Annotated in this window: 14 protein-coding genes; 6 read left to right on the forward strand and 8 right to left on the reverse strand. The window is 63.4% G+C overall.

The genetic code is table 11. The annotated features are described in order from the left end of the window. Nucleotide 1: 1 nt before the first annotated feature. Nucleotides 2–706, reverse strand: a complete 705-nt coding sequence (locus tag ACVIYL_RS34270) for a hypothetical protein (protein WP_057020062.1) — start codon at nt 704–706, stop codon at nt 2–4. Nucleotides 707–889: 183 nt separating this feature from the next. Continuing rightward, nucleotides 890–1,924, reverse strand: coding sequence for a glutamine synthetase beta-grasp domain-containing protein (locus tag ACVIYL_RS34275; RefSeq protein WP_024581543.1), 1,035 nt, complete (start codon nt 1,922–1,924; stop codon nt 890–892). Nucleotides 1,925–2,463: 539 nt separating this feature from the next. Between ACVIYL_RS34275 and ACVIYL_RS34280 the strand changes: the two genes are divergently transcribed. Further along, nucleotides 2,464–2,676: a DUF2735 domain-containing protein gene (locus tag ACVIYL_RS34280; RefSeq protein WP_051002896.1), complete on the forward strand. Its 213-nt coding sequence runs from the start codon at nt 2,464–2,466 to the stop codon at nt 2,674–2,676. Between the two features lie 90 nt (nt 2,677–2,766). Here ACVIYL_RS34280 and ACVIYL_RS34285 read toward each other — a convergent pair whose 3' ends face one another. Continuing rightward, the gene (locus tag ACVIYL_RS34285) at nt 2,767–3,078 is read right to left on the reverse strand and encodes an MliC family protein (RefSeq protein WP_253608881.1); all 312 of its coding nucleotides are present in this window, start codon (nt 3,076–3,078) and stop codon (nt 2,767–2,769) included. Nucleotides 3,079–3,163: 85 nt separating this feature from the next. Between ACVIYL_RS34285 and ACVIYL_RS34290 the strand changes: the two genes are divergently transcribed. Further along, on the forward strand, nt 3,164–3,907 hold the full coding sequence (locus ACVIYL_RS34290; protein WP_253608882.1) for a tyrosine-protein phosphatase: 744 nt from the start codon (nt 3,164–3,166) through the stop codon (nt 3,905–3,907). A 72-nt stretch (nt 3,908–3,979) separates the two neighbouring features. On the opposite strand, the gene ACVIYL_RS34295 is transcribed toward ACVIYL_RS34290, so the two are convergent. Both ACVIYL_RS34295 and ACVIYL_RS34300 read right to left on the reverse strand, forming a co-directional pair. Continuing rightward, nucleotides 3,980–4,186, reverse strand: a complete 207-nt coding sequence (locus tag ACVIYL_RS34295; protein ID WP_035634033.1) for a hypothetical protein — start codon at nt 4,184–4,186, stop codon at nt 3,980–3,982. A 134-nt stretch (nt 4,187–4,320) separates the two neighbouring features. Then, complete coding sequence (locus ACVIYL_RS34300; RefSeq protein ID WP_253608883.1) at nt 4,321–5,010, reverse strand: SGNH/GDSL hydrolase family protein; 690 nt, start codon at nt 5,008–5,010, stop codon at nt 4,321–4,323. Between the two features lie 125 nt (nt 5,011–5,135). Between ACVIYL_RS34300 and fabG the strand changes: the two genes are divergently transcribed. Then, nucleotides 5,136–5,816, forward strand: a complete 681-nt coding sequence (gene fabG / locus ACVIYL_RS34305; RefSeq protein WP_028332327.1) for a 3-oxoacyl-ACP reductase FabG — start codon at nt 5,136–5,138, stop codon at nt 5,814–5,816. Here the strand turns inward: fabG and ACVIYL_RS34310 are convergent. Further along, a complete protein-coding gene (locus ACVIYL_RS34310) occupies nt 5,813–6,157 on the reverse strand; it encodes a GrlR family regulatory protein (RefSeq protein WP_035634127.1) in 345 nt (114 codons plus the stop codon). The genes fabG and ACVIYL_RS34310 overlap by 4 nt on opposite strands. Before the next feature lie 134 nt (nt 6,158–6,291). Between ACVIYL_RS34310 and ACVIYL_RS34315 the strand changes: the two genes are divergently transcribed. From ACVIYL_RS34315 to ACVIYL_RS34325, 3 genes are all read left to right on the forward strand, one after another. Next, nucleotides 6,292–6,975, forward strand: coding sequence for a DUF2161 domain-containing phosphodiesterase (locus ACVIYL_RS34315; protein WP_253608885.1), 684 nt, complete (start codon nt 6,292–6,294; stop codon nt 6,973–6,975). A gap of 107 nt (nt 6,976–7,082) precedes the next feature. Continuing rightward, on the forward strand, nt 7,083–7,382 hold the full coding sequence (locus ACVIYL_RS34320; protein ID WP_024581535.1) for a putative quinol monooxygenase: 300 nt from the start codon (nt 7,083–7,085) through the stop codon (nt 7,380–7,382). An 89-nt stretch (nt 7,383–7,471) separates the two neighbouring features. Continuing rightward, nucleotides 7,472–7,780, forward strand: coding sequence for a hypothetical protein (locus tag ACVIYL_RS34325; RefSeq protein WP_016843036.1), 309 nt, complete (start codon nt 7,472–7,474; stop codon nt 7,778–7,780). 136 nt (nt 7,781–7,916) lie between these two features. Here ACVIYL_RS34325 and ACVIYL_RS34330 read toward each other — a convergent pair whose 3' ends face one another. Both ACVIYL_RS34330 and ACVIYL_RS34335 read right to left on the reverse strand, forming a co-directional pair. Beyond that, entirely contained in the window at nt 7,917–8,540 is a 624-nt protein-coding gene (locus ACVIYL_RS34330; RefSeq protein ID WP_253608887.1) for a GNAT family N-acetyltransferase, read from the reverse strand. A 140-nt stretch (nt 8,541–8,680) separates the two neighbouring features. After that, on the reverse strand, nt 8,681–9,079 hold the full coding sequence (locus ACVIYL_RS34335; protein ID WP_253608888.1) for a PaaI family thioesterase: 399 nt from the start codon (nt 9,077–9,079) through the stop codon (nt 8,681–8,683). Nucleotides 9,080–9,098: the final 19 nt, after the last annotated feature.

The raw sequence follows: 9,098 nt of genomic DNA on the forward strand, positions 1-9,098 counted from the left end.
CCTATGCCCGCCGCATCAGCTTGAGCGCGGCCGTGAGGCGCAGGCTGCGCTTGCCGGCAAGCGCGGTCGCCTCCAGCACGGCGCCCTCGGCGTCGCAGGTGCCGGCAAAGCCGATGCCGACCTCATGGCCGCCAAAGATCGGGTTCTCGCCCATCGCCGAAGTGTGCTCCTGATTGAGGATCTGGCCCTTCCAGCGGCCTTTCTCGGAAGTGTAGGTGCCGAGATAGTAGAAGAAGGCGTCGCCGCCAAGGATGCGGCCGTTGTTCAGCAGCATCACGCCGGTGAGGCCGCCGTCGACCCCGTCGAGCACGCGGATGTGGATCGAATAGAGCCCGTTGATGACGCCGCCCTCGCCGACCCCGCCGGCGAGCGGGATGTCCCCCTCGGTGATCGGCGTCATCACCGACTGGAACGGCACGCCGGGCAACTCCTTCAGCTCGCCCTTGAAGCGGTAGAGGTCGCCGTCCGGCCGGCCTTTGGCAATCAGCGTGGCGTCATCGGTACCGGCCATCGCGCGGTAGTTCGGATCGGGGTTATGGCGGACGGTCTGGATCTCGACTGCGACCTCGTCGCCGGCTTTCTCGTAGGTGCCGATATGGGCGAACGCCGAATTGCCGCCCAGCATCTTGCCATCGCCGACATACATCACGCCGCGGCCGACGGCGCCGCCGAGTTCGAACCGGACCTTGTAAAACCCCTCAAACAAGCGCCGCATCCCCGGCAGCCAAGATGCACCCGTTATCTAGCGCGGTTCATAACGCAGCGAAACCGGTTTCGGCGGAACGCCGCCTGCAAAGGGTATCGCTAAATAGCGAAGGTCCGCCAAGGCTGTCGCCCTGGCGGACCCGATTTGCGGTACCGGATGGCTCCATCCGGGTCCGATAGCAGCTTAGGCCGCAGCCTTGGCGCCGGTCGGAACCTCGGAGATCGTCTTCAGGATCTGCGAAGCGATCTGGTAGGGGTCGCCTTGCGAGTTCGGGCGACGGTCTTCCAGATAGCCCTTGTAGCCGTTGTTGACGAAGGAGTGCGGAACGCGGATCGAGGCACCACGGTCAGCCACGCCGTAGCTGAACTTGTTCCAGGGCGCGGTCTCGTGCTTGCCGGTCAGGCGCTTGTCGTTGTCCGGGCCGTAGACGGCGATGTGATCCATCAGGTTCTTGTCGAAGGCCTTCATCAGGCTCTCGAAGTACTCCTTGCCGCCGACTTCGCGCATGTACTTGGTCGAGAAGTTGGCGTGCATGCCCGAGCCGTTCCAGTCGGTGTCGCCGAGCGGCTTGCAATGGAATTCGATATCGATGCCGTAACTCTCGGTGAGGCGCAGCATCAGGTAGCGGGCCATCCACATCTGGTCAGCGGCGGTCTTGGAGCCCTTGCCGAAGATCTGGAATTCCCACTGGCCCTTCGCCACTTCGGCGTTGATGCCTTCGTGGTTGATGCCGGCGGCGAGGCAGAGATTGAGATGCTCTTCGACGATCTTGCGGGCGACGCTGCCGACGTTCTTGTAGCCGACGCCGGTGTAGTACGGGCCCTGCGGCGCCGGATAACCCTCTTCCGGAAAGCCGAGCGGACGGCCGTCCTTGTAGAAGAAGTATTCCTGCTCGAAGCCGAACCAGGCGCCTTCGTCATCCAGAACGGTGGCGCGCTTGTTCGAGACATGCGGCGTCTTGCCGTCGGGCATCATGACTTCGCACATCACCAGCACGCCGTTCTCGCGCGCGGCGTCGGGATAGCAGGCGACCGGCTTCAGCACGCAGTCAGAGCTGTGGCCTTCAGCCTGCTGGGTGGACGAACCGTCAAAGCCCCACAGCGGAAGCTGTTCGAGGGTCGGGAACGACGCGAATTCCTTGATCTGCGTCTTACCGCGCAGGCTCGGCGTCGGCGTATATCCGTCGAGCCAGATATACTCGAGCTTGTACTTGGTCATTGAACCTCTCTGTTGATGATGCAAAACCGTGAGGAACCGAAAGCCAGTCGGCCGCCGCACGCGTACCCGGCCACCATCGGCCGGCTCTTACTAAGCAATTAAAATGCCAGTTGCTGCACTGCGGCGCCCGCCCGGCCGCGGATGTCCACAGCGGAGATCACATTTTTTTCTGCGACATAGCAGCGCGGCTGGCATGCGCCGCGGTCAGTCAAAATCTTCTCTCAACGCTCTCCACCGCCCGTTTCTGCAGCAAATTCGGCTACGGCATCGCCTGCCGCTTATTGCGGCGGCAGCGCCATGTGACAGTTCGTGTCCAACGGTCGGGCGCCCTGCAACCACCGCCGCGGCTCAAGCGTTGGTCAGCTGCATCCTGCCTCACAGGAAGCAAACCCGAATCTGCCCACGAATTGATCAAACAATGACTATTTCTTGTTCACTTGCACCCCGCCGAGCCCGGGCCGATATCGAAAACACGGTAACCACACGCGAATGAGTCGGGCGCACCATGGAGGCTCGCTCCGGCTAAAGGAGACTTTGACATGATCACCACGGGCCAAAACCAAGGACCGATCCAGGGATCGGCAACAATCTATCAATTCCCGGCAGGAGGCCGCGCGGCTCTTGGCGGACGCCGCTACGGCGAGACGCGGACCGCGCTCGAACTCGCCGCTGAAGTCGAGACCTCGGCCTGCAGCGAGAGCTGGTACCATCAGGCGGCCATCGACGACGCCAAGCCGGGCCGCGATCACTGATGCCGATGCGATCGAGGGGCGCGACGCAAAAACGTCAGACAGCAGCAGAACAATAACAAGGGTCGGAACGCGAGCGTTTCGGCCCTTTTTTCATGCCGGCTCGCAGGCTGTCGCCGGCCGCCTCGCATGCCGGAGCCTGGCAAGCCCGGCCCGGCTGATCTCGAGCGTGACCCCGCCGCCCTTGTAGCGCGTGCCAGTCAGCGACAGGCGCTTCTTCAGCGTCACCGCCTTGCCGTCGAGTTGCAGATGCGCGCGCGTATCCCCGTTGAAGAACCCGGCAATGAATTGCGTGCCGTCAGCGCAGCGATAATTCCGGAAGGCGGACTGCGCCGACACGTTCGAGGAACCAAAGAGCTCGAAAAGAATTGCGCCGATGACAATGGCGCCCCCGCGATAAGTCATATTCTCCCCCCAACGGGCCGGTTATAGACCTGTCTGCGCCGCTATTCCTGCGCCAATACCTCATCAGCTGCAACAGGCCCGCCCGATGTCCGAAGCCCCTGCCCGTCATCTCAATCTCGCCGGCGCCAGCAATTTTCGCGACCTCGGCGGCTACCAGACGCGCGACGGGCGGACGGTGCGCTGGCGCCAGATCTTCCGCTCCAACCATCTTGCGCATCTTACCGAGCAGGACGTCGCCGTGGTGCGCTCGCTCGGGGTCAGAAGCGCGTTCGATTTTCGCGGCGTCGCCGAGCGCGCCGAGGCGCTATGCGGCATGAGCGACGTCACCGTGCATTCGCTTCCCGTCGAGCCGACCGTGGTGGCTTCGCTGCGCGAGATCGCCAGCAACCGTCAGCTCTCGGAAGCCGATGCGATCGACGTGATGCGGGACTCCTACCGGGGCTATGTGCAGGACAACACGGCGCGTTACCGCACGCTGTTTGCCCATCTATTGGAAGACCGGGCGCCGCTGGTGATCCACTGCACCGCCGGCAAGGACCGCACCGGCTTTGCCTGTGCGCTGATCCTGCACGCGCTCGGCGTGTCCGATCAGGTGATCGCGGACGACTATCTCCTGACCAACCAGTTCTACAAGCGCGACCCGGCCCACAGCACCGAGCTGCCTGACGACGTCAAGCAGGTGCTCGGCACCGTGCGCGCGGCGTTTCTGGAGGCTGCATTCGAGGCGATCGATGCCGACTATGGCGGCCTCGACGGTTATTTCCGCGACGGCCTCGGGCTCGGCCAAGCCGAGCGCAAGGCGCTCGAAGGCCGCTATCTGCAGGCCTGATCAGTTCGCCCGACTTTTCGAGCGACGTGCACACCGGTTCGCGTGAAGGAAACGCGGCTGAACTAAAAAAGCTCAGGCCGCTGCGGCCTCGAGCTCGAGCTCCGCATCGAGGTCGGCAATCACATCCTCGAACGCCGAGATTGCCTGCTGGATCGCGGCGATCTGCATCAATTCCCAGCTGCCCACTGGTCCCTTGCGGTTTTGCAGCGCCACCACGAGATCGCGCCGCTGCTCCTTAAGCTGAACCAGCGGTAAACCGTGATCCGGAAGATTTCCCATTCGCATAACCCCTACCTTGGCTGGAGTTCCGCTTCTAAGGAAAGGGTTCTGCAAACGACTTACAGAACTGCTGCAAATTTTATCCAACCGGCCCTACCCCGTAGTCTTACGTAGTCGGGCCGACGTCGTTGGGCTTACGTGATCGCCTCCGGCTTCAAGGCGTCGTCGATCGCGCCGAACAGCGACTGGGTTACGCAATTGGTCGCCCATTCGCTGGTATGAAGCTGCCCGCCATCGTCGAGCTCGGCGAGTGGAATCCCGTCATCGGTCCAGCGCTTCATCAGCGCGAAGCGGCTGAACAGATTCACCTTCTTGCTTGCGGTCACTTCGGCGATCATCGGCATGATCACGTTGGCGAGATTGAGCGCAGCTTCAGTGCCGACGATCGCCTGCGTGTACTGGGAATCCATCACGACGACGTCAAGCGGAAGCGCTGTGAGCACGTCGAGCCCGGCCTCCAGCGTCGCGCGCACCTCGGCCGGATTGTAGCCCTTGTAGACGGCGTTGGTGCCGACCTGCCAGATCACCAGCACCGGCGCCTCAGCCGTCACGTCGGACTCGATGCGCGAATATTCCTCCGGCGCCTCCTGCCCGCCGATCCCGCGATTGATCACGTCGATCATCCGGCCGAAGAAGCGTTGCCGCAGCAGCATCTCGAGCCGCGGCGGAAACGGCAGGATGTTGTCGGCGCCCGCGGTCGAGGACGATCCAAGCGCCACCAGCTTGATCTTGCGCTGATGCCGCAGCGCATCCGCGAAGTGCGGCAGCTTATGTCCGAACCTGACGAGATCGGGATGGGTTTCGCACGGTCTGGGTGTCGGCATAGCAAACATCCTTGAGGTGAATGAATTGATGAATGCGCGCAGTAGGCGGCGAAATTGGCGGCATTGCAAATGAATTCCGCCTGATCATAGTGGGCATTCGTTTGCTCGCGAATGCGGAGACCGCCATGCACGGAAAAGCCATCGTCATCACGGGCGCCCTTGGCGCGCTTGGCAAAGTGGTCGCCACAGAGGCGCTGGCGCGCGGCGCGCGCGTCGCCGGCATCGATCATGCCGCGTCAACGCTTGCGGCGACGGCCGACCATATCGAGCTGGGCGGTGTCGACCTCACCGACACTGCGCAGGCGACGGCCGCGATCGACAAGGCGGCCGCGCATTTCGGCCGGCTTGACGGGCTGATCAACATCGCCGGCGGCTTTACCTTCGAGGCGGTCGGCGACGGCGATCCGGCGACCTGGCAGCGCATGTACGCGATGAACGTGATGACGGCGCTCAACACCTCGCGCGCCGCCATCCCGCATCTCACCAAGTCGGGCGCCGGACGGATCATCAATATCGGCGCGCTCGGTGCCCTGCAGGCGGCCTCCGGCATGGGTCCCTACGCCGCCTCGAAGGCCGGCGTGCACCGCCTTACCGAGTCGCTCGCTGCGGAACTGAAGGGCAAGGTCACGGTCAACGCGGTGTTGCCCTCGATCATCGACACCGCCGCCAATCGCGCTGCGATGCCGAAGGCCGACATCTCCAAATGGGTGACGCCGAAGGAGCTCGCCGACGTGATCTTGTTCCTCGCCAGCGATGCCGCGAGCGCCGTCACCGGCGCGCTCCTGCCGGTGAACGGGCGGGTTTAATCCGCAACCAGCAGCCGCAGTTTCGACCTGAAGCGGATGCTCTGCTTGCCGGCGAGCGCCATGCCGTCACCTTCGGCGGTCTGATCGGTATAGGTGCCGGTAAATCCGATCGTGACCACCTTGCGTTCCCACACCGGGCGCTCGCCATAGGTCGGCGAATGCTCCTCGTTGGTGACCTCGCCCTTCCACTTGCCATCGGCTGCGGTGTAACTGCCGTAGGCAAAGAAAAACGAGTCGCCGCCGCGCATCTGTCCGTCGCGCAGCACCATGACGCCCTGGTTGCCGCCAGAGACGCCGTCGAGAAATTCGACGGTGATGTGATAGAGCCCGTTCCGGATCATGAGCTGCGCCTGGTCCCGGTTCCGACAATAGCCGTTCAGCCGTGCCTTGCGCAAATTCCATCCGCCCTCGGCGGGCCCAATTCCGCGCTATGCTGGCGCACCGAGTCGCGGCCGATGCCGCAGGAGCCTGCCTGTTGGAAACCGCGCTTTATCTGCCCGTCAAACGCTTCCTGGAAAAGCTCGGCTTCACGGTGAAGGGCGAGATCGGCGGCTGCGATCTCGTAGCGCTGAGCGGCGATGATCCACCGGTCGTCGTGATCGGCGAACTCAAGCTCGCCTTCAATCTCGAACTGATCCTGCAGGCGGTCGATCGCGCCGGCGCCGCTGACGAGGTGTGGATCGCGGCCAAGGTGTCGGCCCGCGGCAAGGGCCGCGAGAGCGACGCGCGCTATCGCAATCTGTGCCGGCGGCTCGGCTTCGGCATGCTCGGCGTCACCGATCGCGGCGACGTCGAGGTGCTGGTGCCGCCGCCGACCGCCGCGCCCCGCCGCAATCCGAAGAAACGTTCGCGGCTGATCACCGAGCACCAGAAGCGCAAGGGCGATCCCGCAATGGGCGGATCGACGCGGGCGCCGATCATGACCGCCTACCGGCAGCAGGCGCTGGCCTGCGCCTGTGCGCTTTCGGATGGGCCGCGGCGGGTGCGCGACCTTCGCGCGGATATTCCCGACGCCGGCAAGATCCTGCTGCATAATGTCTATGGCTGGTTCGATCGCGCCGAGCGCGGCATCTATGTGCTGACCGATGCCGGTCGCGCCGCGCTGAAGCGTTGGCCGCAGCAACAGACGAGTGCATCCGGGGCAGAAGCCGCCCCGTAGAGCATGATCCGGAAAAGTGCGAAGCGGTTTTCCGAAAAGATCATGCTCAAACAAGAACCTAAAGCGCGATGATGACTTGGCTTCATCGCGCATTGGAGGGGGAAATCATGATCGTCGTCACCGGCAGCGTCACCGCCCGCCCCGACTCGTTCGACGAGGTGCGGCGGCTGAGCCTTGAACATGTTCATCGCTCACGCACCGAGCCCGGCTGTATCTCCCACGCGGTCCATGTCGACTGCGAGAATCCGCTTAGACTGGTGTTCTTCGAGCAATGGGCCGACCGCGCCGCGCTGGCGGCGCATTTTGCGGTCCCTGCGTCGCGCGATTTCGTCCGCTCGCTGCAATCTCTCGCGGCCGCGGCGACCACCATCGAACTTTATGACGCTCACAAGATTGAGAGACTCTAGCTGCATGGCTGGATTGCCATCTCACATTCATATTGCAATGCAACATTGGGGACCTTACGTATCTCCCGCGATTCAATGATGAGGCGGCGATGAGCGGAGACTGGAACACCAAGTATGGCACCCGGCGCGTGCGGCATGATCCGCCGACGCTGGAAGAAGCAATCTTCGCTGCCATCGGCATCACCGATGACGTGGAGGCCCAGGCCGAGATCGCGTCGGCCCTGATGGGACTGCCCTATGACGACGTGCTCGCCGAGGTGAAGAAGACCGCGCGCGTCAGTGCCCGCACCGGCACGGCAACCCGCGTCATCGCCGGCGAACAGGGCGCGCAGCGCTCCGTGGTAGTCGAGCGCCGCGTGGTCCGCCGCTTTGCGACCGACAAGCGCACCGGCACCTGAGACGCACCATCCAATTGCTGAAAGAAAGAGGGCAATCCATTGAGTGGATTGCCCTTTTTCGTTTGATCCGAGATTCTTGTTGGGCGCGTGTCCTTCACGCGAACCGGTATCCACTTCGCTTGGAAACGCTGCCGATTCAGGCCGCCCGGCCCCAGCCGGAGATCTGCATCACCATGCGCCAATACGCGCGGTTCATTTCGACGATCGCGTGCGCAGCCTCGACCGGCGTCACCGCGGCGACAGCCGGCGCCGCTTCGGGCTGCTGCCGCTCGCTCAGGTCGATGCTGCCGGTCGACTCGCCATGACGGAAGGTCAGCTGGGCACCGAACTTGGTAGCGAGCGCCCGCATCGCATCGTTCTGTGCGCCAGTGGTGATGCGCAGGCTGCCGTAGCCCTTGGCGTGCGCCTCGGCGATCAGCTTGCGGAACAGGGTGCTGCCGACGCCCTTCCGCCGCGCCGACCGCTCGACGCTGAAAGCGATCTCGGGCTGGGCATCCGGTGACTGCTCCGGCGGATGCAACTCGGCCGCGCCGCGGACCACGCCGTCCTCGAAATAGGCGATGATGACCGTGCCGTCATTGGCGCAGCGCTCGGCGTAGCGGCGGATGAAACTGTCGTCGATGAAGCCATGAAAACGATCATGACGGCTGGTGCGATCCAGCCGCAGCAGGTGATCGCGCAGCAGCGGAAGCTCTTCCTGCTGGCTCAACGTCCGCACGGTGCCCTTGGCGGCCGTCGAACAAATGGAATCATAGTTCATTTCATAACTCCTCTTGGTAGCCCTCGAGGAGGCGTCGAGTCCCTAGCAATACCTATATTGTGCGACGCACCATAAAATTCAAGTACCGAGATTCATTCAATTAAGGCATGTGGTGATTGGAAAATCACATTATCGCCCCATCATAGTACCAGCTGTGTCTGGGTCACCACCGCGACCAGCTTGCCGTCTTCGGTCTCCAGCCTGGTCTGCCACACCTGGGTCCGTCGCCCGCGGTGAACCGGTGTTGCGGTCGCAATCACGGTCGTCCCCTCCTTGGCGCCGCCGATGAAGTTGGTCTTGCTCTCCAGCGTCGTGGTGCCCTTGGCGTCCCCGGGCAGGTTGATCACGGTCGCGGCGGCGCCGACCGAGTCCGCAAAGGCCATTACCGCGCCGCCATGGATCGTGTTGCGGAGGGTACAGAGGTCCGGCCGCACCACCATTTTCGCGACCACCCGGTCCTGATCGGCCTCGATGAACGTAACGCCCTTCAGTTCCGCAAACGGCATCTTCATCGACTGGATCTTTTCGAGCGGCGTCATGGGCACTCCCTGCTTTGTG

It is taken from the genome of Bradyrhizobium sp. USDA 3315, assembly GCF_054056795.1.

Bases quoted from the DNA above. Each gene is read 5' to 3' on its own strand.
- ACVIYL_RS34275 (WP_024581543.1), bottom strand. From the start codon at position 1,924: ATGACCAAGTACAAGCTCGAGTATATCTGGCTCGACGGATATACGCCG.
- ACVIYL_RS34280 (WP_051002896.1), top strand. From the start codon at position 2,464: ATGATCACCACGGGCCAAAACCAAGGACCGATCCAGGGATCGGCAACA.
- ACVIYL_RS34285 (WP_253608881.1), bottom strand. From the start codon at position 3,078: ATGACTTATCGCGGGGGCGCCATTGTCATCGGCGCAATTCTTTTCGAG.
- ACVIYL_RS34290 (WP_253608882.1), top strand. From the start codon at position 3,164: ATGTCCGAAGCCCCTGCCCGTCATCTCAATCTCGCCGGCGCCAGCAAT.
- ACVIYL_RS34295 (WP_035634033.1), bottom strand. From the start codon at position 4,186: ATGGGAAATCTTCCGGATCACGGTTTACCGCTGGTTCAGCTTAAGGAG.
- ACVIYL_RS34300 (WP_253608883.1), bottom strand. From the start codon at position 5,010: ATGCCGACACCCAGACCGTGCGAAACCCATCCCGATCTCGTCAGGTTC.
- fabG (WP_028332327.1), top strand. From the start codon at position 5,136: ATGCACGGAAAAGCCATCGTCATCACGGGCGCCCTTGGCGCGCTTGGC.
- ACVIYL_RS34310 (WP_035634127.1), bottom strand. From the start codon at position 6,157: ATGATCCGGAACGGGCTCTATCACATCACCGTCGAATTTCTCGACGGC.
- ACVIYL_RS34320 (WP_024581535.1), top strand. From the start codon at position 7,083: ATGATCGTCGTCACCGGCAGCGTCACCGCCCGCCCCGACTCGTTCGAC.
- ACVIYL_RS34325 (WP_016843036.1), top strand. From the start codon at position 7,472: ATGAGCGGAGACTGGAACACCAAGTATGGCACCCGGCGCGTGCGGCAT.
- ACVIYL_RS34330 (WP_253608887.1), bottom strand. From the start codon at position 8,540: ATGAACTATGATTCCATTTGTTCGACGGCCGCCAAGGGCACCGTGCGG.
- ACVIYL_RS34335 (WP_253608888.1), bottom strand. From the start codon at position 9,079: ATGACGCCGCTCGAAAAGATCCAGTCGATGAAGATGCCGTTTGCGGAA.